This is a genomic window from Pseudomonas sp. S2_F03, assembly GCF_054668335.1.
This window is the reverse complement of sequence record NZ_CP162759.1, coordinates 326,139-348,484: the sequence shown is the minus strand read 5'-3', so window position 1 is coordinate 348,484 and position 22,346 is coordinate 326,139. Positions and strand designations below refer to the sequence as shown.

The window sequence follows — 22,346 nt, the reverse complement described above, 5'->3', positions numbered from 1 at the left end:
TGGAACGATTGCTTACTTCACCGCAGTCAATGCCACTACGCCGAATGAGGATTGATAGCCCTGCGGATTGCACGACTGCCAACGCCAGGAATCCGCCATCATCTGATCCAGATCGCGTTGCGCGCTCCAGCCCAGATCCCGTCCAGCCCTGCTCGGGTCGGCCCACATTTGGGCGATGTCTCCGGGGCGACGCGGGGCGAAGCTGAAGGGGATGGTGATGCCGGTAACGTCTTCGAAACTGTGGATGATCTGGAGCACGCTATAGCCAATGCCGGTGCCCAGGTTCCAGGAATGAATGCCACCCATGTCTTGCAATGCCTGCAGCGCCTTCAGATGACCATTGGCAAGGTCGACCACATGGATGTAGTCGCGCACGCACGTTCCGTCCACGGTGGGATAGTCGCGGCCGTACACCGTGAGTTCGGGCATCCGTCCAATCGCGACCTGCGTCAGGCACGGCAACAGGTTGTTGGGGCGGCCCTTGGGGTCTTCGCCGATCATCCCGCTCTCGTGAGCGCCAATCGGGTTGAAGTAGCGTAGCAAGGCGATGTTCCAGCGCGAATCGGAGTGACACAGGTCGGTCAGCAGCTCTTCGATCATCAGCTTGGTCCGGCCGTAGGGATTGACGGGTTTGCCAGTGCCGAGATCTTCGGCAATCGGTACGTGCGTGGGGTCGCCATACACCGTGGCCGACGAGCTGAACACCAGGTTGAACACTTCATGACGCACCATCGCCCGGCAAAGATTGAGTGTCCCGGCGACGTTGTTGGCGTAATAGTCCAGTGGCTTGCGGATGCTTTCTTCCACGGATTTGAGACTCGCAAAATGCACCACGGCATCGATGTCGTAACGACGGAAAATGTTGTCGAGCAAGATCGAGTCGCCCATGTCGCCATTGATGAAATCGACCCGGGTGTCGGTCAGTAGCTCAAGGCGCGCGATGCACTCTCGACAGCTGTTGCACAGGTTGTCGAGTATCAGCACGTGGTGTCCGGCGTTGATGAGCGCCAGGGCGGTATGGGAGCCGATGTAGCCGGCCCCGCCAGTGATCAGCGTAGTTTTGCGCATGGTGAGGTGTTCCTGTTTCGGGATTGAATTCAGCGAGCGGTGAAAACCGATTTGAATTCTTGCGGCCAGCGCGGGTGCATGACGCTATACGCCACGGCATAGCTCAGCGCGCCTGCCACGATGTTGCAGATCAGGTGCAAGTAACCTTCAAAACCCGATCGGGAAGAAACCAGGAGGACGAATGCGGCCATGACGAGCGAGGCAATCACGCTGCGATAGTTGGTGTCGAAAAACAGCCGCCAGTCATAGCCGATTGCGCTGTTCAAACCGCGGATTTGCAACGGTGTGATGATCGCCATCCGGGCCAGTAACGCCAGGGCGGCAGCCATGCCGCCATAGAGACTGCCGAAGCTATAGACCAGCGCCAGTGCCATTACCGTGGTTGCCACTTCGGCCTTGATGGTCAGGTGACTGCGATTGACCGCGACCAGTGCGGTCGTGGCATACATGGCGGTATTGCCGATGGCTGCCGTGCACGCAAGCACTTGCAACAGCGCAATGGCCTCGGTCCATTTGGCGCCGAAGATCAACAGGATCACGTCGTGCGCCGTGAGTGCGATGCCGATGAACAAGGGCGTCAGCAGGAAGCCGCTGACGGCGGTCGAATCGCTGAAGATCGCGCGCAACCGTGATGGATCGGCGCTGCGCCGCGCGAACACCGGCAGCGCATAGCTCAGCAGGCCGTTGTAAATCGCGGTGCGGGGCAGTTCGATGATGCGCATCGCCATGTTGAACATGCCGACCGCATTTGCGCCGGCCGTCATGCCCAGGACCACGTTGACCCCGCGCTGCAGCGTTTGCGAACTCAGCGCGTTGACGGCTACCGGTGCACCGGCCTTCAACAGTTCTCGCAAGACGGGGCCGTCAATATGAAAGGCGATGCGCTGCCGGTCTGCGCGCATCAATACGATGATGGACACGAACTCCATGATCAGTGCCTGGGCAATGACCGCCCAGGCCCCCAATCCCCAAAGCGCGACAGCGACGCCGCCGACGCCACCACACACCTTGCCCAGCAGCGTGCGCGACGCCAGCGTCTTGAAGTCGCCGCTACGGCGCATCTGCGCCACATAGACCCGCGCCATCATGGTGAACAGGATTTTCACCGAGGCCACCGCCGTCATCCATCGCAGCATCGGGTCAGGCGTGTACACAAGTACCGCGCCCGAGATGACGACGATGGACGCCAGACTGACGAGTACCGCCGCCCAGAAGGCCGTGGAGATGTGTTTGTCCTCCAACCTCTCGAGTCGTACCAGCGGGTCTTCCAGAACCGATGAATACACCAGGCCGATCAACTCGACGATGGCAATGATCACCGTGCCCACACCCAGCTCTGCGGGCGACAGCAGCCTGGCATACGCGACAAAGGTAATCATCGACAGGAAGATCAGGCCGAATTTCTCGGTGAAGATCCAGATCAATGTAACCAGACGGTGATTGGCCATGGCGGATACCGGTTCAATGAGCGGTGGTTGACGCCGTTGCCTTGCGCAATGTTCGAACACAGGCATAGAGGTAGCGCAAGGTCGGTTTGCCGTTGGCGAAGATCAGCGTTTGCCAGGAATAGTCCAGCATTCGCCGGTAGACGCCGATCACGTCGGCATGCTCGCCTTTGCGGGAAAAGGCATTGAGAAAGTCAGTGTGGTTGCCCAGCACGAAATCGATCCGTTGCTGCTTGCTGAGCTGCGCGCCGTAGCGGGCGAGGTACACCTCGATGAACCTGATCTTGTTCGGGTAGTACTTCTTCGGTTGCGCGGTCATGTTGCCGGCATTGACCGTGCGCTCCAGCAGCACTTGCGGCACCGTGTGGATCTCCCAGTGTTCGGCGATCCGGGTCCACATGAAGCGGTCTTCGGAGTAACGCAGGCTGGCATCGAAGCCGCCGAGTTGCAGGATCACGTCACGCTTGACCAGCGCGGTGGATACGCCATTGAGGACGTTGGCGTGGATGAAATCGTAGAAATGCCGGCCGTTCTTGCGCAGATTGTCCATTTGCCGCCTGCCGTCGCTGTAATTGACCTGCGTGTAGCAGTCGATCAGCCCCACCGGCCGGCCTTGACGACTCAGTTCGTCATACAGGGCCAGCTGTAGCTCCAGCTTTTGCGGACGAAATTGGTCATCGGCATCGAGAAACGCCACAAACGTCTCCTCAGAGTGCCGCAGACCGTGGTTGCGGGCGCTGGCCTGGCCTTCGTTGGCCTGGTGCAACAGCGTCAGGCGAAACGGCGCCGCGAAGGCGTTGACCCGTTGTGGCCCGTCATCGGAGGAACCATCGTCGACGACGATGACGTGGTCGGGCAGTCGGGTTTGCCCGGCCAGGGACGCCAGTGTTTGCTCAATGCTGTCGGCGCCGTTGTACATCGGGATCACGACACACACTGTATGCGGTAAAGACGGGGCTTGGTCTGACACGGGTGTCTCTCCTTTTTACGCTTTGGCTGAATCGCGCGGTAATGCCCTGCCAGACGGACGCTGACGCAGGGTTGCCGGGGACAACTCGGGATAGGTCGCAGGGTGATGCCGAAAGGACAGGGCCAGGGTGCAGAACACCAGGAACTCGGCAGAGCGGTAGTTGGGAATCACGTACGCCACGTAATTGGTGACGGCGAACAGACCGATGATCACCAAGGCGCTGGCGCGAAACTGCGCAGACTGGTTCGCCGTCACGGCCCGGTACTGTTTGATCAGCGCTTCAGCGAGCAGCAGAGCCAGCGCGGTCAGTTGGATGATGCCGCCGTTGAGCAGGGTCTCCACGTAACCGCTGTGCGCGTTGCCGATGTAACCCCAACGCTTTGTGAACGCGGCGGCATCGGGGCTGGACCAGAAGGCGCCGAAGCCGTAGCCCTTGAGGTATTGATCGTCGACAAACGGCCCGAGCAGCTCCCAGATCATCGTGCGGTCGGTGAGTGACGGGTCACGACCGGCCATTTCCAGCAACACCGCAAAGTTGCTGTAGAGGAACAGGCACACCAGCAGGTAGAGGAGGGTGCAGCCGAGGAACAACAGCTGCGATCGGTTCATGCGTAAACGGATCAACGTCAGGAAATACCCGTAGCTGATCGTGCCGGCAATGACCAGCACCACCCCGGTCGCCGACTGGGCAAGCAAGATGGCAATCAGCGAGAAGAACGAGCAGAACAATGCCCAGCGGTTACGCTGGCGAATCATCGGCAGCAGCAACAGGATCGCGATGGCGTTGATCCGTGCGCCGGCATTCTTCTCCATGAAAATCCCTTTGAACGCGCCTTCGCGAATACCGCCGGAAACGAACGCGGCGCTGGGCATGACCAGCGCCAGGATCAAACCGATCAACGCCGCCACGCCAATGGCGCAACCGAGCATGAAGGTGATTTTTTCGAGGCTGTAGTTGTAGGCGATGAAACCGGCGAAAAACACCACGCTGATCATCGCGACAAATCGTTTGAGGCTGAGCATCGGGTCAGAGGACCAGCCGATGGAGGCGATCACGCAGAGTAGGAACACCAGCAGAAAGAAGTTGCCGCGGTAAAAGCTTTTGCTGAGGAAGACCTTATTGCGGATGAAGAAAAACAAGGGCACCAGCAACGTGATCAGGCCGCAGATCTGGTTGGTCACGTTGCCTTCGAGGTCTTTGTCGATGTCGTCGAAACTCGAGGCGCTGCCCAAACCGAGGACAAACGAAATCACCTGGATGTAAAACAGCACACCGAACAAGGTGAAGCCGTCACGCAGGGTGGAATAGCGGATCTCCAGTCGGTTCATGGCGAGGGACTCCCGAGCAGGGCGCTGAGGTAGGTTTTTACCGCGCTGGCATTCATGAAACGGGCGGCCGCGTCGAGGCGCGCCTGACGGTGTTCTTCTCGTGGGGTGGAGAGTTGCAGGGCAATCGCCTGCGCCAGGGCCATCGGGTCATCGACGGCCACGAGGGGGGCGACGACACCATTGATCAGGATGTCTTGCGGGCCATGCGGGCAACGGGTCGAAACCACCCGAGTCCCCGTGGACAACGCTTCGACCAGCGCATTGGGGCTGCCTTCGAAGCGCGACGACAACACGAAGCAATCGGCCGCCGCCACCTCTGCCATGGGCTCATGGGTGTAGCCCGGCAGGTCAAGCCGATGCCCCACGCCAAGCTTGCGAGCCTGTTCCAGCAATTGATCGCGCAAGACGCCTTCACCAAAAATGATCAGGCGCGCGTCGCGATTCGGCAGCGCGGCGAACGCGGTAATCAACGTATCGAAGCCTTTTTGCGGGGCTAGGCGACCTACGGCGACAATCACCGGGTTGGACGCTTCCAGCAGCCAGGGATGGCTGGGCGGTTGATGCGGTTTTTCCCGAAAGTCGTTGTCGAGCACCGGATTGTCGGCAATGGTCACGTCCTGGCGACGGGCAATGGTGGTGTCGATCAGGTCTTGGGCGACGCCGCGCGAGACGCAAATCACCGGGTTGGGAATCAGCCGATACAGCAGCGGCGCCACCGTGTAGGCGACGCGCACCATGAAGTCGGGGTTGACGTGTTTGTCGTGGGAGAACGCGTTGCGTTCGCTGACATGCAGCCGCGACAGCGTCCCCGACAACGCGGCGGCGACAATGGCGATCACGTTGACGTGAGTGAGCGCCGCCAGTTGCGCGTCGAAGCGGTTTTGTCGAAGAAAACGCACCAGTGCCGGTACGGCCCTTGAACTGCGCGGGCTGCGCAATTCGACCTTTTTACCCGTGGGTCGAGGTACGCCGCGTTGACGCCACCGCCGGTGAGCATCAGCAGGGTCACGTCATTGCCCGCGTCCACCAGCGCCCCGGCCAGGCGCGTCATCATTTTTTCCGCCCCGCCTGCGCTGAGGTCGTGCAGGATAATCAGCAACTTTTTCATTGATTCCACACCTGGTAGTACGCTTGCGCGGCGTCCTGGCTGGTGTACTGACGGATCGCGTCAGAAATCATGCCTTCATTGACGGCGACCCGACCCTGCAAAAACAGGCTTTGCAGCATGCCTTCGGCCAGTGCCGGCGCATCGTTGACGTTGACCAGTTGGCCGAGGCGGCCGTTGTCCAGCAATTCTCTGGGCCCTGTTTCGCAGTCGCTGGCCAGCACCGGCGTACCCAGCGCCAAGGCCTCGATCAGCACCGTCGGCATGCCTTCATGCACCGAGCTGAGAATGAACAAACGTGCGTTCTTGAGCAGCGGATAGGGGTTGCTCAAGAACCCGGTGAAATGCACCCGGTGCGCGATACCCAGGCGATTGGCCTGTACCGTCAGCTCACCTCGCAAGGGACCGTCGCCGGCAATCACCAGATCCGGTACCGCCTCGCTGTGCAGGGCCATGGCATAGGCATCGAGCAGCAAGTCAAAACCTTTTGGCGCCACCAGACGGCCCAGGCCCAGCCAATAATTGCGCGGAATTTCAGTGGGCAACGGCGCCTTGGCGGCGTGCAGCAGTTGATCGTTGATGACGGCGTTCGGGCAATAGCGGATGCGCTGACTTCCCCACGGCATCATTTCAGCCAGGGATTGACGCAACACCGTAGACACCGTCACCACCTTGCCGCTGCCACACAGGTACAACGCGTAGAGCAGGCGCAGGCCGGTGGGGCTGGTTTTCTGCTCCGTGCAATCGAGTGTGGCGTGGCGGCTATAGATGACCTTGCAAGGGCTGCCGAGGGTGGCGAACCATGTGCAAAGGTTCGCCTGCTCCTTGGCGGAAATGAGGTGGGTGATGCCTTCACGCTGAATCAACCGGCGCAACAGAATGATCGATTTGAGCCATCCGAGCAGACCGCGCCCGCCGCCGTCATTGAGGCTTTGAGCCCCTTGCGTGTCCGGCGTGTCGCCGTTGATGACGAAGAAACTCACGCGCTGGCCATCCTTGAGAAACTGCTCGGACAAGCGCTGCTGGACGCGCTCGACACCGCCACCCGACTTGAAATCCTTGAGGATGAACAGAATGTGCATGGTCATTCCCCGACACGGATGGTGACTTTGTGCCGAACGAGCATTGCCAGTAGTTGCAGGAAATTGCCGGGGTAGTCGACGAGGTAGCGTTTGATGGTGTGCGGCTCGCGGTACATCCGGTAGAACGCGCGCAAATGCAGGCGATTGATCACCTCGGGGTAGTACTGACACGTGGCCATGGCCTCCTGGCGAATGAACCCGCCACAGGTAAATGCCACACCGTGAAAGCCTGCGCGCTGCGCATCTTGTACGAACTGCTCTTGCAATCCGGCACCGAGGCCGACGATCAGGACATTCGCGTCGCTCTGGCAGATGTCGCGCCGGATGCCCTTGGCTTGCGCCACATTGAAGTAGCCATTGTGATAGCCGGCGATGATCAACTGCGGGTAGCGGGCCTTGATCTTGCTGATGAACAGCTCCAGCTCGGCCTGGTGGGCGCCGACGAAATACACCCGTTTACCCGATTGCTCGGCGCTGCCCAGCACCGGGTCGGCGATGGATGTGAAGTCGAAGCTGACCCGGCCGATGCTGCGCCCGGTCACCTGCGACATGAACGCCGACATCAGCATGCCGTCGCAAAAGTAGGCGACGGTGCCCGGAGTGTCTTTGAAAAAACTGCCGATGGACGCGAAGTTGATGAAGGAATACGCCTGATTGGCGTCGAGCAATTTCGGTGAGTAATGCCTGACAATTTTCAGCTTGATCATGGCCTGACTCCTTTCAGATGACAGTGCGGGTCTGTCGGCCGACGGACACGTAGGTAAAGCCGCGTTGGCTCAAGCGCTGCGGATCGAACAGGTTGCGCCCGTCAAAAATCAGCGGTTGTTTGAGCTGTTGGTTGATCAGGTCGAAGTCCGGCGCACGGAACGATTGCCACTCCGTGACGATGATCAGGGCGTCGGCATTTTTCAGCGCCGCTTCTTTGGTGCCCGCCAAAGTCAGGTCATCGCGTGATCCATAGATACGCTGGGTTTCTTCCATGGCTTTGGGGTCGAATGCCTGGACGTTGGCGCCGGCGCGCCACAGCGCTTCCATCAACACCCGGCTTGGGGCTTCGCGCATGTCGTCGGTGTTGGGTTTGAAACTCAAGCCCCACACGGCAAAAGTCTTGCCCCGAAGATCGCCGTTGAAGTAATCGAAAACCTTGGTGTACAGGCTGGCTTTCTGTTCGTTGTTGCGTGACTCGACAGCCTTGAGTACTCGTGCATCGATATCGATGCTGGTGGCCGTGTGAATCAGCGCTTGCACGTCCTTGGGGAAACACGAACCGCCGTAGCCCAGGCCCGGGTAGATAAACTGATAACCAATGCGCGGATCGGAGCCGATGCCGTGGCGGACCATTTCGATGTCGGCACCGAGTTTTTCCGCGATGTTGGCTATCTCGTTCATGAAACTGATCTTGGTCGCCAGCATGCAGTTGGCGGCGTACTTGGTCAGCTCGGCGCTGCGGATGTCCATGACGATGATCTTTTCGCGGTTGCGATTGAACGGTTCGTACAGCTCGCGCATGACCGCTTCGGCGTGCGGGCTATCGGTGCCGATGACGATCCGGTCCGGGCGCATGCAGTCTTCTACCGCACAGCCTTCCTTGAGAAATTCCGGATTGGAGACCACATCGAACGTCAGGTCGCTGCGCCCCTTGTCGGCCAGCACCTGTTCGATGTGCGCACGCACCTGGTCGCCGGTGCCCACCGGGACCGTGGACTTGTCGACGATGATCCGGTGGCCGTCCATGTTCAGGGCGATGGTTTGCGCCACGCTCAGCACATATTGGAGGTCTGCCGAGCCGTCTTCGTCAGGCGGCGTGCCCACGGCGATCAGCAGCACCTCACCATGGCGTACGGCGCTGGCCAGGTCGGTGCTGAATTGCAGGCGGCCGCTGTGGTAATTGTCGAGCACCAGGCTCTTCAGGCCGGGTTCGTAGATCGGCAAGGTGCCGTCCTTCAAGGCCTCGACCTTGGCGGCGTCGACATCCACGCACATCACCGTGTGGCCGACTTCCGCCAGCGCAGCGCCCTGGACAAGGCCCACATAACCAATACCGAATACGCTCACATTCATGGTCAAACCTCAGAGAGTCGAAGCAGGGCGTCAGTAGATGTTTTTCGAAAACAGCGTGAAGGGCGTCTTGATCAGAATCTTGATGTCCAGCCACAGCGACCATTGGTTGATGTAGTTGAGGTCTTGGGCGACGCGCAGCTGCATCTTTTCCACGGTCTCGGTTTCGCCACGATGCCCGGTGACCTGGGCCAGCCCGGTAATGCCCGGTTTCAGACGATGGCGCGCCATGTAGGCCTGCACTTTGCCGGTGTAGTAAATGTTGTGGGTGACGGCATGCGGGCGCGGTCCGACCAGGGCCATTTGCCCGAGCAACACGTTGAACAGTTGTGGCAGCTCATCGATGGAACTGCGGCGCAGGAAGCGTCCAACCGGGGTGACGCGGTCATCGTCACGAGTGGCCTGGCGTACCTCCTGATCGTCGTGGACGCGCATCGAACGAAACTTCCAGACCTTGATCACTTCACCGTTGCAACCGTGGCGGTTTTGCTTGAACAGCACTGGGCCAGGGGAGGTCAGCTTGATGGCGGCAGCGACCATCACCAGCAGCGGGCTGAGCAAAATGACGGCCGTCGCCGCCAGGCTGCGTTCAAACAGGTCCTTGCAAAACAGGCTGGCCGGGTGCGAGCTGATCAGGCTTTCGTTGAGGTAAATCGCCGGCATTCTCTCGATCTCGGAGATCGAGTGATTGAGCAGCACCATGCTGCCGAAATCCGGGATCCACACCACGTCGACATTCATGTCCAGCAGGTCGATGTACAACGCCTCGATAGTGGCGGCATGGGCCATGGTCAGGACGATGTAGACGCGCCGCACATGCAGGCGGGTGATGATTTCGCGAATCTCTTCGACGCGGCCCAGCAGCGGCAGGATGCTCGGCGCCGGGCCGATGTCGTCGGCGGTGGCGATAAACCCCAAGGCCAGTGCGCGGTTTGGCTGTGACAGTTTTTTCGCCAGTTCATGGGCGGTCGGGCAGGTGCCGATGATCACCGAACGGCGCTCCTTGCAGACCATGCGCGCGTGCAACCGTGCAAAGTAGTGCAGGGGCAGAAAGCTCAACGCCTGGACCAGAAAACCCAGGACCGCCCAGACCATGATGACCTGGCGCGAGTACTTCGCACTGGTCTGAGTGATGAAGGCAATGGCCCCCAGAACGGCCAGCAAGATCAGCCAGCCCGCGAGCAATCGACCGAGCCCGACCAACAGGCCGTGACGCTTGTGGTAGACCTGCATCAGGCTGTAAATCGGCACCGAACCGAGCACGGTCAGGATGATCAGAATGCGGTAATCGCTGGTCAGGCTGCCGACGCGCATCAACACGAGCAGCATCAGCAGCGAGGTGGTCAGCGTCATGGCGCACACCCACTGGGCCCAGAACGTCAGGCCGCGGCGGTGCGTCAGATGAGCGGTATAGAGCGGAGTCATGGGCTTGACCTCAAGGCAGCAGTAGTGCGCAAACGCTGGACGGGCAGACACGGCGTGGCTCCCGCAGGCTTTTCCGTAGCTCGGCAGAGGTGAAGCAGCTTTTTTGTTGTGTTTGAGGTGATGCAGCTTTTTGTTATGGCGGGGCGTTGTGGTGAGGGGGGAAAGCCCCCCTATCACTCATTACCGGGACGCGAAGTCGTAGTTGTAAAAGGTTCGGGAGTGGTTGTAGCCGTACTTGCGCGCCTTGCGCAGGTCGACCTGGTTGAGCACGGTGCCAAACACCGGTACGTGGCTTTGTTGCAACATGGCAATGCCCCTTTGCACCTGGCCGATTGACGTGCTGTCGGCCTTGACCACATAAATCACCGCGTCTGAATGCTGGGCCAGCAGCAGCGCATCACTGATCATCTCGGCGGGAGGGGAGTCGATGATGATGTGGCGGTAACGCAACTTGAGCGCTTCGAGCATGCGGGCCATGCGCGGCGAACTGAGCAAGTCCTGCGGTGGAGGCTGGCGCGCCGGATTGAGCGCATCGGCGGGAGACGGCAGGCGCGGCGCGGTGAACACATCCACCGAGGACGGCCCCATCTTTCCGGCCGGCAGCAAGTCCAGATTGCCGACCGACAAGATGCAGTCCTCGAGCCGGGCGGTGCCGGCAATCACGTTGGCCAGTCCAGGGCTGTCCGGCGGGAAATCAAAGTTCAGCGCCAGGGTGGGTTGGCGCATGTCGGCATCGATCAGCAGCACACGTTCAAGGGCGGTGAGCGAGCTGGCGAGGTTGTTGGCAATGGTGCTTTTGCCCTCGCCGGCGACGGTCGAGGTGACCAGCACGATCTGCGACGGCATGTCGCTGCTTTGCAGCATCAGCCAGGTGCGCAGGTTGCGAATGGTTTCGGAAAAACGCGGGTGGTCATTGTCCTCAAACAACCGAGCCAGTTGCCGGCGGCTTTTCTTCACGACCAACGGCACGACACTGAGCAATGGAATGTGGAGCATGCTCTCGATGGTTTCATCGGTCTTGAAGGTGTTGCTCAGGCTGTCGAAGAGCAGGGCCAGGGCCACGCCGATCACAGCCGCCAGCAACCCGACGATCCCCACAATCAAGGTTTTGCGCGGTTTGCTGGCTTCCACCGGGACAATCGCCGGGTCGACGATGCGCACCTTGGTCGAGTCCATGTCGGCGGTGGCGGCGGTTTCCTTCAAGCGGGTGACGAAGGTTTCATACAGCGCACGGGTGCTATCGACCTCACGCTGGAACTCGCGCAGCTGAAACTCCTTGCGGGCGATGTCCTGGATCTGCGCCTTGTTGCTGTTGAACGATTGGCGCAGCGAGGCTTCGCTGGCCGAGGCGAGCTGGTATTGCCGCTCGATCCCGGCAACCACCTGCTGCACTTGCAATTGCAGGCTGGTGGTGGCGGCGCGCAATTCAGATTGCGCGGAAATCAGGCTCGGGTGTTTGGGACCATAGCGCCCCGACAGTTCATCGACTTTCGCCTGGGCCTTGGCCCGGTCCGCCTGGAACTGCTGGACCAGTGGGTTGCTCAACACCGCGGGCACACTGGAGAGCCGGCTCAAGTCACCATTGCTCAAGGCTTTGGCCTGACGGTATTCGCTCTCGGCTTCGGCGCGGGTACGGCGGGCATCGACCATTCGGCTGCCAGTCATTTCCAGTTCGTTGGCGCTGATGGTGGCGACGCCGCCGACATCGACCAGGCCTTGTTCTTCGCGATAGCCCTGGAGTTTTTTCTCGGCCACGCGCAAGTTGTTGCGCAACTCGACCAGCCGCGTGTTCATCCAGGCCGTGGTGGACTGCGAAGACTTCTCGCTGGTGTCGATCTGGCTGTCAGTAAAGCCTTGGGCCAATGCATTGGCCGCTGCGGCGGCAAGATCCGGGTCGGGCAGTTCAACCTGGATTTCGAGCAGTTGGCTCTTGCCGACGAACTTGACCGTGGTGTGCAGCATCAGGTTTTGCGTGACCTGGTTGAAGACGTCTTCCTCGGTCGGGGTGTCCTTGACGGGCATCAAAATGGCCAGACCGGGGATCCATTGGTCGAGCTCCAGGGCCGCCAGCCACTTGCGCGGCGTGAACCAGGGCGCCGGTTGCTGGCGCGGGTCGGTGATCGGGTTGGTGGTGAGATTGAGTTTTCGCACCGCGCGTTCGGCCAGGTCCCGGGATTCGAGAAGGGCCTGCTGGGTCTGCAAGTAGTCAGTGGCGTTGGTGCTTGAGTCCTTGACTTGCTGGAAGGACATCAGCGGTGGTGTTTTTCGTTGAACAGCAACGTGGTGCTGCCGATGTATTGCGGGGTAATGAGCGAAACCGCCACCGCCGCCAGGGCACAGCTAAACAGGATCAGCCAGCCGATTGTCCATTTTGCGCGCCAGATCACCCTCCACAGTTTGAGTAGGTCAATGGTGTCTCTGTCTTCGCTGTGCTGCTGATGCACGTGCGTTTGCAGAGGACGTTCGACGTAGGTGCTAGGGCTGTTGTCCATGATTAGAAAAAGCCTTGTGCAATGGAAATGGTGTCGCCGGGAGCAATCGTGGTGTTGCGGGTGACTTCATCGGTGAGCGTCGCACCGCCATCGCCGCGCACGATGGTCACGCGTTTGATCGAAGCGCGTTCCGTCAGGCCACCGCCCAATGCGATGGCTTTCTCCAGGGTCAGGCCGGGTATGAACGGATAGCTGCCGGGTTTTTGCACTTCGCCATTGATGTAGAACGAGCGGTACTCAATCTGGCTCAGGCTGACCTTCGGGTCGGTCAGGTAGCCCTGTTTAAGCCCGTCGACGATGATTTTTTCGACCTGGTTCGGTGTGAGCCCCTTGGCGGAAATCTCACCCAGGAACGGATAGGAAAACGTGCCGGCGTCACTGAGACGGATACGTTTGAGGCTCAATTCCGGTTCGCCAAATACCGTGATGCGCAAGACATCCCCGGCCGCCAGTTTGTACTGAGTACCGGAATCCGCTGCATGGGTCGTGGGGACAACCAGCAAAGTGAACAACAAGCCAAGAGTCTGTGAGTTCATGTCGAAACCCTCCTAAAGGCTTACGTTGAAGCTGATCGAAACAATGTTGCGGGTGAAACTTTCATTGTCGGCATCGGAATCGTTATCGCGGTAGCGATAGCCCAGTTCGATGTCCAGCCAACGGCGCATGGCGTAAATCAAACCCAGGTTGTAATCCTGAAGATTATCTGTACGGCTTTGGCCTTCGTAGACATACCGACCGTACCCGGCCTGGGCCACGGAGGTGATCCGTTCGGTCCAGCCATGACGCCAGCCGACCTGGGTGAAGGTCGACTTCACGGCATCGGCGCCATCGTCACCTTCGGCCAGGGCCTGGCGAGCGAGGAAGGTAAATGTCGAATAGGTTCGGGGTTTCCATTGCATGTCCACTTGCCAGGTGGGGTTGTCGAGGTCTTTGGATTGGCTGCTGTCGAAGTTCTTTTTCTCATACCCGATACGGACTTTGCCTGTCGTGCGTGCGGTGACGTCCCACGTTGCACCGGCGAGTAGGGCATCGGATTTACTGCTGCGCGGACTGTTGGCCAGCAGGTAATCAAAATCGGTGTGATCGTATTCCAGCAAACCGCGGGTATTACTGCCGATGCGGTGATACCAGGTGGTGGTCACACCGGTGGTATTACGTTCTTTGTCGTCGTTGACGCCGTCGGCATTGTCGTAACGAAGTTCTGCATAACTGGCACCGAAATCGATCTGGTTATCTGCACTTTTGGCGCCGTAGGTATATAAACCGCCGACCCGTTTGTTATTGAGCTTGTCATTGACGCCTTCGACAGCCGTCGATTCCGTGCGCTCCCATTTACGGTATTCAGCTTCAAGTTTCAGGCGGTGCCGATCGGTGAATTCCATGATGCTGTCCGCCCGCACGCGATGGGCCGTGTATGAGGCGTCCGACTCGTCGTGATAGATGTAGCGGGCGGGTTGCCAGATCAGGCGAGTGGCGCTGTTGCGGTCTTCGGCCTTGAGCTCGAAGGAGGGCGCCAAACGGGTGATCATGGAAGACTGCACATTGCTTTCTAACTCACGAAAGTTGTCATCGTAACTTTCAGAGACTAAAAAAGTCGGTGTGAAGTTGAAGCCGTAAACGTTTATGTATTGTGGGCGAATACTCCATGCCATCCCTGAATAAAGAGAGGCCGTGATCAGTGCAATAAGGCAGCGTGACTTCAAGGCCATGTTATAGCTCCTGAAAAAAAGCATATAAGGCAAGCGATTAGTTATTTATTTGTAATGGCGTGCTATGACGTTCGAGATCACTTCGCGGGACGCAAATAGTTTGTTCCCGATTAAGAAACTGCAACAGGATCATGACGCGCTCGGCGCCGAGCGAGGAAATGAACACGCCTTCAAGTGGCGACAGCGGCCCTCGAATGATCTGCAAGTGTTCGCCGGGTTTCAGGTCGTGGTTGGTGTGCGGTTGCGCTGATTCAATACAGCGCGCACGCAGATGCTCGATGACGTGCTCGGCCACCGTCGCAGGACCATGATTGAATTCGACAATACGACTGACGCCGCGGGTAGAACGGATGGGCGCCCAATTGTCGCTACGGCTGAGATGGATAAACAAATACCCAGGGAAGAGCGATTCCAGCACCCGATGGCGTTTCCCGCGGATCACGCGTTCACTCACCAACTGAGGGTGGAAGATCACATAGTTTTGTTGAAGCAGGTTGAGATGGGCACGTTCGTCCTGACGTGGTTTGCATTGCAGGAGGTACCAATTAGACCGTTCGGAGCTATGTGCTGGCATGCTGGTAAACTCTGTGATTAGCGAAGTTTAGGCAGGCAGTGGCTCTAGTGAGGCCTATGAAGTGAAGTTGGACGCAGATATGTTTTTTTTATGTATGTATGTGCAGTAGTGTTTCAATACTGAAGCACATAGTGCTTCACGAAAGTGCAACGAATAACGTAATGCTCTAACGTGTAGCGCTTTGGGCATAAGACCGTGGCTCAACTTTGAAACAGACAAAGCTACCGCACGGTCTGCACATGGGACCCACAAAAAAATTGTTCTGAAGAGGTGGGTCTAAGGAACAACCGCCAATGCAGGCAATCTGCACTCACGCTCTGTTCAAATAGACCGGTGTAGTTATCGACCACTCTAAGCGGTCTGTCAAACGTTCCTTGTCAAAATACATGCCTTTTATCCATTGGCGATTTTGACAGTACGCAAGCAATTGTTTTTGTGGTTGATTTCCGTTTCGTCGGGTTTATTAAACTTTTGACGCTATTAATAGTCATCCCGACCGAGTGCAGTCCCCGATGTTGGGGATAGTAAGTAGTGAGCTCCCAATCTGGACCCAATGCAATAGCAACGCTATAACTAACAACTCTTGTCTGAACAACGGAGCAAGGCACTATGACCGTTCTTGTGACTGGCGCCGCAGGGTTCATTGGGTATCACACGGTCAAACGGTTGTGCCTCCAAGGTCTGGAAGTGATAGGCCTCGACAACCTCAACGACTATTACAGCGTGGCGCTCAAGCGCGCTCGGCTCGAACAATTGAGCGCGTTGCAGGGCTTCCATTTTCAGAAGATGGACATCGTCGACAAACCCGCCTTGATGGGGTTGTTCAACGAGTATCGCTTCACCGAAGTGGTGCACCTGGCGGCGCAAGCGGGCGTTCGTTACTCGCAACACAATCCGGATGCCTATGCTCAATCCAACCTGGTGGGCTTCTTGAATGTGCTGGAAGCCTGCCGGCACCATCCGCCCGCGCACTTGATCTACGCGTCAAGCAGCTCAGTGTACGGTGCCAACAGCAAACTGCCGTTCAGCGTCGATGACCGGGTCGATCATCCGGTTTCGCTGTACGCGGCGAGCAAGCGCGCCAATGAATTGCTCGCCGACAGCTACTGTCATCTCTACGGTCTGAAGGCCAGCGGCCTGCGCTTTTTTACCGTCTACGGGCCGTGGGGGCGTCCCGACATGGCGTTGTTCAAGTTCACCGAAGCGATCCTCAAGGGCCAGCCCATCGATGTGTTCAACCATGGCCAGATGGCGCGCGACTTCACCTACATCGACGACATCGTCGAAGGCATCGTCCGGCTGCGTCTCAAGCCGCCACTGCCGAACCAGGCAGATGAGGGCGTCAACCGGATTTTCAACATCGGCCGTGGCATGCCGATTGCGCTGCTGGATTTTATCGAATGCCTGGAGTCGGCATTAGGGATCAAGGCGCAGCGCAATTACCTGCCGATGCAACCAGGGGATGTCATCAAGACCTGGGCCGATGTGTCGGCGCTGGCAGACTGGGTCGACTTCAGCCCGCAAGTGGCGGTTGAAGCCGGCGTGGCGCAGTTTGTGGAGTGGTATCGGCACTTTTATCAGGTGTGACGTCAGCTCAACACAAAGTCCACCGGCGCTAGCACCGGAGGCAGCTGTGTTTGTCCCATGGCGGTGAGAATTTCGCGCTCGATGGTGCGCACGATCGCGTCGAGGGGCAGATCGTTTTCGTCGCGACCAAACGGGTCCTCCAGTTCATCACCAATCGCGTCCAGACCGAAAAAGGTGTAGCTGACAATCGCCGTGAAAATCGGGGTCATCCAGCCCAGCGGCTCGGCCATCGCGAAGGGCAGCAGGAAGCAGAAGAGGTAGCTGGTTCGGTGCAGCAACAAGGTGTAGGCAAACGGCAGCGGCGTGTGTTTGATCCGCTCGCAGGCGGCTTGCGCCTGGGTCAGGTGCGCCAGGTGGCTGGCCATGATCGTGTAGCGCCATTCGTTGATCACCTCTGACTCGCTGAGTGCCGAACACTGCTGCGCGACGTTCAGCAAAATGCTCCCGCTGAAGTCGGGCAAGTGGTCATTGGGGATCGGCTCGAGCCAGCGGGCACTCGCCTCCTGTTCGTTTTCCTGGCGAAGTTTTGCGTTGAGCGCGTGGGCGAACCCGCACAGCTGACTCAACAGGGCGTTGCGCGTATTGGCGTCCTTGATGATCGTGGTTTCACGAATCATCGAACGAATCGCGACCATCACATCGCCCCAGGCTTTGCGGCCTTCATACCAGCGGTCATAACAGGCGTTGTTGCGAAAACTCATGAAGATCGACAGCGACAGGCCCAGCAGGGTGAACGGCGTTGCGCTGACTTTGGAAAAGTAGCTGGGGTGCCACGTCTCGACGAGCACGATGACTGACGCCAGCAGCATCACCATCAGGCTGCGCAAGGCAATCCGTTTGGCGATGGAGCCCTTGGTGGCGCTCAGGATATTGATGAAGTTCGGTTTGGGTCTGACGATCATCGTGTTCTGCCTTCAGGTGTATCGCGTCGCGCGCAGGCTAAGAGCTTGAGGGCGGCGAGTCCAATCACTCTCTGTGACCGGCTGATCGATGCTGTCTATGAGCGCGCTATTTTTCATAATCCAGCGCCCATGAGCTTCAGGTAGTCGGGGCTGTCGGAGATGGAGTTATGACCGACGCCCGGGATCACTTTCAGCGTGGCCACGCCGGGCGCGAAATGGCGGTAGAGCCGCTCGGTACTTGTGCGAGGAATAACCTCGTCGTGCTCGGCCTCGATCATCAGCGTCGGCACCGTGATGTGGGCCGCGTATCGCCATGATTCAAATCGATCCTTGAGCAGCCACCGCACCGGAAACCAGCGAAACCGTTGTGCCGCCAGGCCTTCGAGGCTGTTGTAAGGCGTAATCAAAATCAGCCGCGAGGCCGGGCGCTGGCTGGCCAGGCGCACGGCAACGCCTGAGCCGAGGCTGCGCCCTACAATTGCGATCTGTGGATGGCTGTCGTAGACCCTGTCAAACAACGTCAGGGCATCGCGCGCGAGGGCTTCTTCGGACGGCGACCCCGTGCTGCCGCCAAACCCTCGATAGTGCATCAGGTACAGCGCGTGCTCGGGGAACGCCTGAGAAAACGCCGGCAAATTGCGTGATACATCCTCGGCATTGCCGCCGAAATAAATCAGTGCCTTCGGGCCGGAGTGGGGGCGAACAGACACCTGAATGAGCGCGTCGTCGACGGTTAGCGTCAGTAACGAGGCGGGTGTTTCGAGGGCGGCCGGTTGCGGGAAGTAGATCAAGGCGCGCTGAAATACGAACAACGCCGCACACAGCGCCAGGTACAACGCGGCAATGATGACGATGAGAAGCGCCAGGGTTCGAAACATTCGACTAACTTTAGTGGACGGCATGGACGGCTCTGGGGCAGAAAACCGCGGACAGGTGATCGGTGTCAGAGTCTAGTCCACTGGCAGCAGGGCGCGCCGGCCTCGCCACGCCCCGGGCGACCATGGCAAACGGGATGGCGCCGGACGGACAAAACGATGAGCGGCACTGATGGATACACGCGTCGACAATTACTCACGCTGGCTGCCGGCGCTTCGGCGGTGCTCACCTTCGATCGGGCCTTGGCCGCATCTGCACCGTCGACGGACACAGGAGGCAAGACCATGCTGACCCGCGCCATCCCCTCCAGCGCCGAGCTATTGCCCATTGTCGGGCTAGGTACCTATCGCGGTTTCGATGTCGAGCCGGCCAGCCCCGCCTATAAACAACTGCCAGACGTGCTCGGTGCGTTGTTCAAAAAAGGCGGGACGGTCATCGACAGTTCGCCCATGTATGGCCGCGCCGAACAGACCACCGGTGAGTTGCTGTCTATTCACGAACCTCGCTCGCCGGCCTTTCTGGCCACCAAGGTGTGGACTCAGGGACGCGAAGAAGGCATCGCGCAAATGGAGCGCTCGTTCAAACTGCTGCAAACCGACCGCATCGACCTGATGCAGATCCACAACCTGCTGGACTGGCAAACCCATTTGCCGACTTTGCGTCAATGGAAGGAACAAGGGCGCATTCGCTACATCGGCATCACCCATTACACGGCGTCGGCCTATGAAGAAGTAGAAGCGCTGCTCAAGGCCGAGCCGCTGGATTTTTTGCAGATTAATTACGCACTGGATGATCGCACTGTCGAAAAACGCATCCTGCCGCTGTGCCGCGAACGAGGCGTGGCGGTGATCTGCAACCGGCCCTTCGGGGGCGGCGGTTTACTCGAGCGATTGAAGGGCAAGCCGTTACCCGGGTGGGCCGCACAAGTGGGGGTGACCAGTTGGGCGCAACTGGCATTGAAGTTCCTGTTGTCACATTCGGCGGTGACCTGTGTGATCCCCGGCACCGGTAATCCGCGTTACATGGCGGACAACGCCGGTGCCGGTTTCGGGCCGATGCTCACCGGCGCACAGCGCGAGCAATTGATCGATATCGTGGGTTAGGTGCGCTGGCGAAACCGCTGCGGGATGTCCTGCGCAAACGGAAAGAGTGAAAAGTACGGCCGCGCTTCGTCGATCACCCGTTGCACGGACGGTCTGTTCATCAGCCGATCAAAATAAGCGTTCAGGTGAGTGTGATCATCAGGGAACGGCTCAAGTGTACTGGCATAAAAAAGCGCCGGGGCCGCCGCGCAATCGGCCAGGCTGAACTCCGGGCTGGCCAGCCAGGTGCGATTCTCCAGTTGCCGGTCGAGCATGCCGTACACGGTCTGAAGTGTGGAGCGTTGTCGGGTCAGGTCACCCTCAGTTCCGAGAATGCGATCGAGAACAATCTGTTGCAGCGGTGTCTGCAGGTAGTTATCGCAGACACGGTCCCACTGGCGAACCTCCAACGCAGTGTCCCAGTCGGCGGGAATCAGCAGGTGGTGCCCAGCAAAATACCGATCCAGGTACTCGATGATAATCGTGGACTCAGCCACGTTACGCTGGCCTGCGTGGTCGCAGATGACCGGGAATTTGCCCAGTGGCCAGAGCGCCAGCAACTGTGCTTTCTCGCCGGCGTTGCCCAGATCAATGAGCCGTCCCTCGAAATCGATAGCGTGTTCATAGAGCGCGATTAGCACCTTATGGCAGTACGACGACAGCGGATGGTAATAAAGCGTCAGCATATTCGGGCTCCTGCGGGGGAGTGATCTTTACCAGCATAGTCGTCGTGCGCGGCGGTTCGAAATGCGGTGCTAGACTTTTCAGGTTGGATCGATCAATTCCACCGGCAACGCGAGGACGAGAAGGCTGGAGGTATGACATGACTGCTCAATCGCTGGATAGAGAACACATCAGCGTTGTGGTTCGCAATTATGTAGATGGCATGGTTTTCGCCGACGAAGTACTGCTGCGGCACGCGTTTTATCCCGATTGTCGCATCATCGGTCACTACAAAGGAAAGCTGGAGTGGTTATCGCTGAATGACTTTATCGGCGCAATCAAGGATGTGGGGCCAGCGGCCAAAGAGGTCAAACCGTTTTGGGAAACACTCAGCGTCGATATCACGGGGGATGCCGCCGTCGTCAAAGTAATTGATGACTACGCCGGCATGCGCTTCACGGATTATCTGTCGTTACTGAAAATCAATGAGCGCTGGATGATTGTTAACAAGCTCTATTATTTCAACGAATAAAAAAGCAGTGCCTGGGAAACCGGGCACTGCGTGCACTCAGCGGCGATCCAGCCACACCGTCTGCGCATTGCAGAACTCGCGTACGCCGAAATGCGAGAGCTCGCGGCCAAACCCGCTTTTCTTCACGCCACCGAAGGTCACGCGCGGGTCGGAAGCGCTGTAGCCATTGATGAACACACCACCGGTTTCCAGTTCGCCGGCCATCTGTTGGGCGAGTTCGACGTTGCCCGTGAAAATGGTTGCCGCCAGGCCGAACTCGCTGTCATTGGCCAGTTCCAGTGCGTGTGCTGCATCGCGCGCAGTGATGATCGACGCCACTGGGCCAAACAACTCCTGTTTGAACGACGTCATCTGATCGGTGACATTGGCGAACACCGTCGGCTCGTAGAAGTTACCCGGGCCTTCGGCCTTCTTGCCGCCCAGCAGCAATGTCGCGCCTTCCTTCAGGGTGGCGCGCACTTGATGATCAGTTCATCACGCAGATCAAAACGGGCCATCGGGCCGATGTAAGTGCTGGTGAGCAATGGATCGCCAACCACCAGCTTGCGCGTGGCTTCGACGAACTTGCTGGTGAACGCCTCGACAACGCCTTGCTCGACGATCAAGCGCTTGGCCGCCGCGCAGACTTGCCCGGTGTTCTGGTAGCGACCGATCACGGCGGCTTTGACCGCTTCATCGAGGTCGGCATCGTCGAGCACGATGAAGGGGTCGGAACCGCCCAGTTCCAGCACGCATTTCTTCAATGCTGCGCCTGCCTGAGCGCCGATGGCCATGCCGGCGCGCACGCTGCCGGTGAGGGTCACGGCAGCGATGCGAGATCGGCAATCGCCGTGGAAACGCCTTCCGGCGTGACGTTCAGCACTTCGAAAACACCTTCCGGGAAACCGGCAGTCTTGAAGGCTTCCAGCAGCAAGTAAGCGCTGCCCATCACGTTGGGCGCATGCTTGAGCACGTAGGTGTTGCCGGCGATCAGGGTTGGAACGGCGCCACGCAGCACCTGCCAGATCGGGAAGTTCCACGGCATCACGGCCAGGATCGGCCCGAGCGGACGGTATTCGATGCGTGCTTTGCCGCCTTCAACCAGCGTCGTTTCGGCGTTGAGCATGGCCGGGCCGTGTTCGGCGTACCACTCGCACAGTTGTGCGCACTTTTCGATTTCACCGCGCGCCTGGGTGATTGGCTTGCCCATTTCCAGGGTAATCATGCTGGCCGTTTCGTCAGCGTTGTCGCGCAGGGCCTTGGCCAGGGCGATCAACAACTGCGAGCGTTGCTCAACAGCCGTTTTGCGCCAGACGCGGAACCCGCCAGCCGCCCGGGCCAGAGCCGCTTGCAGTGCCGAGTCGGATTCAAAAGGGTAGTGGCCGATCTGTTCGCCGTTGAGCGGGTTGATCGAAATGGCGTGGGTAAGGCTGGAAACTTGCGTCATGGCACCGTCCTGCTAGGTGGG

19 protein-coding genes and 3 pseudogenes are annotated in these 22,346 nt (G+C 59.0%); 4 read left to right on the top strand and 18 right to left on the bottom strand.

Going from position 1 to position 22,346, the window contains the following annotated elements; translation table 11 throughout:
* Positions 1 to 7: 7 nt before the first annotated feature.
* On the top strand, positions 8 to 55 hold the full coding sequence (locus tag AB4N76_RS01660; protein WP_371916738.1) for a hypothetical protein: 48 nt from the start codon (positions 8 to 10) through the stop codon (positions 53 to 55).
* A gap of 56 nt (positions 56 to 111) precedes the next feature.
* On the opposite strand, the pseudogene galE reads toward AB4N76_RS01660, so the two are convergent.
* From galE to rfaH, 14 genes and pseudogenes are all read right to left on the bottom strand, one after another.
* Positions 112 to 1,068, bottom strand: a pseudogene (galE, locus tag AB4N76_RS01655) (UDP-glucose 4-epimerase GalE); the annotation flags it as partial.
* A 29-nt stretch (positions 1,069 to 1,097) separates the two neighbouring features.
* Positions 1,098 to 2,516 (bottom strand): oligosaccharide flippase family protein, encoded by a 1,419-nt coding sequence (locus AB4N76_RS01650; protein WP_460164023.1) that lies wholly within the window; start codon positions 2,514 to 2,516, stop codon positions 1,098 to 1,100.
* Positions 2,517 to 2,529: 13 nt separating this feature from the next.
* The gene (locus AB4N76_RS01645) at positions 2,530 to 3,483 is read right to left on the bottom strand and encodes a glycosyltransferase family 2 protein (RefSeq protein ID WP_046030298.1); all 954 of its coding nucleotides are present in this window, start codon (positions 3,481 to 3,483) and stop codon (positions 2,530 to 2,532) included.
* Positions 3,484 to 3,498: 15 nt separating this feature from the next.
* A complete protein-coding gene (locus AB4N76_RS01640) occupies positions 3,499 to 4,812 on the bottom strand; it encodes an O-antigen ligase family protein (RefSeq protein ID WP_460164022.1) in 1,314 nt (437 codons plus the stop codon).
* Positions 4,809 to 5,711, bottom strand: coding sequence for a glycosyltransferase (locus AB4N76_RS01635; protein ID WP_460164021.1), 903 nt, complete (start codon positions 5,709 to 5,711; stop codon positions 4,809 to 4,811). The genes AB4N76_RS01640 and AB4N76_RS01635 overlap by 4 nt, the downstream gene beginning before the upstream one ends.
* Positions 5,648 to 5,920, bottom strand: a complete 273-nt coding sequence (locus AB4N76_RS01630; protein WP_460164020.1) for a hypothetical protein — start codon at positions 5,918 to 5,920, stop codon at positions 5,648 to 5,650. Before AB4N76_RS01630 ends, AB4N76_RS01635 begins: the two co-directional genes overlap by 64 nt.
* Complete coding sequence (locus AB4N76_RS01625; RefSeq protein WP_109786244.1) at positions 5,917 to 6,999, bottom strand: glycosyltransferase; 1,083 nt, start codon at positions 6,997 to 6,999, stop codon at positions 5,917 to 5,919. The genes AB4N76_RS01630 and AB4N76_RS01625 overlap by 4 nt, the downstream gene beginning before the upstream one ends.
* A 2-nt stretch (positions 7,000 to 7,001) precedes the next feature.
* Positions 7,002 to 7,706 carry a WecB/TagA/CpsF family glycosyltransferase gene (locus AB4N76_RS01620; RefSeq protein WP_109786243.1) on the bottom strand — a complete coding sequence of 235 codons (705 nt, stop codon included), beginning with the start codon at positions 7,704 to 7,706 and terminating at the stop codon, positions 7,002 to 7,004.
* A 13-nt stretch (positions 7,707 to 7,719) separates the two neighbouring features.
* Positions 7,720 to 9,060, bottom strand: coding sequence for a UDP-glucose dehydrogenase family protein (locus AB4N76_RS01615; protein WP_460164019.1), 1,341 nt, complete (start codon positions 9,058 to 9,060; stop codon positions 7,720 to 7,722).
* Between the two features lie 30 nt (positions 9,061 to 9,090).
* A complete protein-coding gene (locus tag AB4N76_RS01610) occupies positions 9,091 to 10,482 on the bottom strand; it encodes an undecaprenyl-phosphate glucose phosphotransferase (RefSeq protein WP_046030291.1) in 1,392 nt (463 codons plus the stop codon).
* Between the two features lie 180 nt (positions 10,483 to 10,662).
* Positions 10,663 to 12,974 (bottom strand): annotated as a pseudogene (locus AB4N76_RS01605) (GumC family protein).
* 2 nt (positions 12,975 to 12,976) lie between these two features.
* Complete coding sequence (locus AB4N76_RS01600) at positions 12,977 to 13,510, bottom strand: polysaccharide biosynthesis/export family protein (protein ID WP_046030287.1); 534 nt, start codon at positions 13,508 to 13,510, stop codon at positions 12,977 to 12,979.
* Between the two features lie 12 nt (positions 13,511 to 13,522).
* Entirely contained in the window at positions 13,523 to 14,626 is a 1,104-nt protein-coding gene (locus AB4N76_RS01595) for an outer membrane beta-barrel protein (protein ID WP_259674365.1), read from the bottom strand.
* 94 nt (positions 14,627 to 14,720) lie between these two features.
* The gene (gene rfaH / locus AB4N76_RS01590; protein ID WP_460164018.1) at positions 14,721 to 15,257 is read right to left on the bottom strand and encodes a transcription/translation regulatory transformer protein RfaH; all 537 of its coding nucleotides are present in this window, start codon (positions 15,255 to 15,257) and stop codon (positions 14,721 to 14,723) included.
* 609 nt (positions 15,258 to 15,866) lie between these two features.
* Between rfaH and AB4N76_RS01585 the strand changes: the two genes are divergently transcribed.
* Entirely contained in the window at positions 15,867 to 16,844 is a 978-nt protein-coding gene (locus tag AB4N76_RS01585; protein ID WP_460164017.1) for an NAD-dependent epimerase, read from the top strand.
* Positions 16,845 to 16,846: 2 nt separating this feature from the next.
* Here AB4N76_RS01585 and AB4N76_RS01580 read toward each other — a convergent pair whose 3' ends face one another.
* Positions 16,847 to 17,746: a bestrophin family protein gene (locus tag AB4N76_RS01580; RefSeq protein ID WP_460164016.1), complete on the bottom strand. Its 900-nt coding sequence runs from the start codon at positions 17,744 to 17,746 to the stop codon at positions 16,847 to 16,849.
* A gap of 113 nt (positions 17,747 to 17,859) precedes the next feature.
* Positions 17,860 to 18,648 carry an alpha/beta hydrolase gene (locus AB4N76_RS01575; protein ID WP_460164015.1) on the bottom strand — a complete coding sequence of 263 codons (789 nt, stop codon included), beginning with the start codon at positions 18,646 to 18,648 and terminating at the stop codon, positions 17,860 to 17,862.
* Between the two features lie 132 nt (positions 18,649 to 18,780).
* Between AB4N76_RS01575 and AB4N76_RS01570 the strand changes: the two genes are divergently transcribed.
* A complete protein-coding gene (locus AB4N76_RS01570; protein ID WP_077431964.1) occupies positions 18,781 to 19,725 on the top strand; it encodes an aldo/keto reductase in 945 nt (314 codons plus the stop codon).
* On the opposite strand, the gene AB4N76_RS01565 is transcribed toward AB4N76_RS01570, so the two are convergent.
* Positions 19,722 to 20,390 (bottom strand): glutathione S-transferase family protein, encoded by a 669-nt coding sequence (locus tag AB4N76_RS01565; RefSeq protein ID WP_046030271.1) that lies wholly within the window; start codon positions 20,388 to 20,390, stop codon positions 19,722 to 19,724. The genes AB4N76_RS01570 and AB4N76_RS01565 overlap by 4 nt on opposite strands.
* A gap of 137 nt (positions 20,391 to 20,527) precedes the next feature.
* Here AB4N76_RS01565 and AB4N76_RS01560 point away from each other — a divergent pair, with 137 nt between their 5' ends.
* Positions 20,528 to 20,899, top strand: coding sequence for a nuclear transport factor 2 family protein (locus AB4N76_RS01560; RefSeq protein ID WP_077431965.1), 372 nt, complete (start codon positions 20,528 to 20,530; stop codon positions 20,897 to 20,899).
* Positions 20,900 to 20,935: 36 nt separating this feature from the next.
* Here AB4N76_RS01560 and AB4N76_RS01555 read toward each other — a convergent pair.
* A pseudogene (locus AB4N76_RS01555) lies at positions 20,936 to 22,325 on the bottom strand (aldehyde dehydrogenase family protein).
* Between the last annotated feature and the right edge of the window lie 21 nt (positions 22,326 to 22,346).

What these genes read in the sequence shown, in the direction of transcription:
- AB4N76_RS01610 (WP_046030291.1), bottom strand. Translation starts at nt 10,482, where the DNA reads ATGACTCCGCTCTATACCGCTCATCTGACGCACCGCCGCGGCCTGACG.
- AB4N76_RS01595 (WP_259674365.1), bottom strand. Translation starts at nt 14,626, where the DNA reads ATGGCATGGAGTATTCGCCCACAATACATAAACGTTTACGGCTTCAAC.
- AB4N76_RS01560 (WP_077431965.1), top strand. Translation starts at nt 20,528, where the DNA reads ATGACTGCTCAATCGCTGGATAGAGAACACATCAGCGTTGTGGTTCGC.
- AB4N76_RS01580 (WP_460164016.1), bottom strand. Translation starts at nt 17,746, where the DNA reads ATGATCGTCAGACCCAAACCGAACTTCATCAATATCCTGAGCGCCACC.
- AB4N76_RS01570 (WP_077431964.1), top strand. Translation starts at nt 18,781, where the DNA reads ATGAGCGGCACTGATGGATACACGCGTCGACAATTACTCACGCTGGCT.
- AB4N76_RS01585 (WP_460164017.1), top strand. Translation starts at nt 15,867, where the DNA reads ATGACCGTTCTTGTGACTGGCGCCGCAGGGTTCATTGGGTATCACACG.
- AB4N76_RS01575 (WP_460164015.1), bottom strand. Translation starts at nt 18,648, where the DNA reads ATGCCGTCCACTAAAGTTAGTCGAATGTTTCGAACCCTGGCGCTTCTC.
- rfaH (WP_460164018.1), bottom strand. Translation starts at nt 15,257, where the DNA reads ATGCCAGCACATAGCTCCGAACGGTCTAATTGGTACCTCCTGCAATGC.
- AB4N76_RS01615 (WP_460164019.1), bottom strand. Translation starts at nt 9,060, where the DNA reads ATGAATGTGAGCGTATTCGGTATTGGTTATGTGGGCCTTGTCCAGGGC.
- AB4N76_RS01630 (WP_460164020.1), bottom strand. Translation starts at nt 5,920, where the DNA reads ATGAAAAAGTTGCTGATTATCCTGCACGACCTCAGCGCAGGCGGGGCG.
- AB4N76_RS01620 (WP_109786243.1), bottom strand. Translation starts at nt 7,706, where the DNA reads ATGATCAAGCTGAAAATTGTCAGGCATTACTCACCGAAATTGCTCGAC.
- AB4N76_RS01625 (WP_109786244.1), bottom strand. Translation starts at nt 6,999, where the DNA reads ATGCACATTCTGTTCATCCTCAAGGATTTCAAGTCGGGTGGCGGTGTC.
- AB4N76_RS01640 (WP_460164022.1), bottom strand. Translation starts at nt 4,812, where the DNA reads ATGAACCGACTGGAGATCCGCTATTCCACCCTGCGTGACGGCTTCACC.
- AB4N76_RS01650 (WP_460164023.1), bottom strand. Translation starts at nt 2,516, where the DNA reads ATGGCCAATCACCGTCTGGTTACATTGATCTGGATCTTCACCGAGAAA.
- AB4N76_RS01600 (WP_046030287.1), bottom strand. Translation starts at nt 13,510, where the DNA reads ATGAACTCACAGACTCTTGGCTTGTTGTTCACTTTGCTGGTTGTCCCC.
- AB4N76_RS01565 (WP_046030271.1), bottom strand. Translation starts at nt 20,390, where the DNA reads ATGCTGACGCTTTATTACCATCCGCTGTCGTCGTACTGCCATAAGGTG.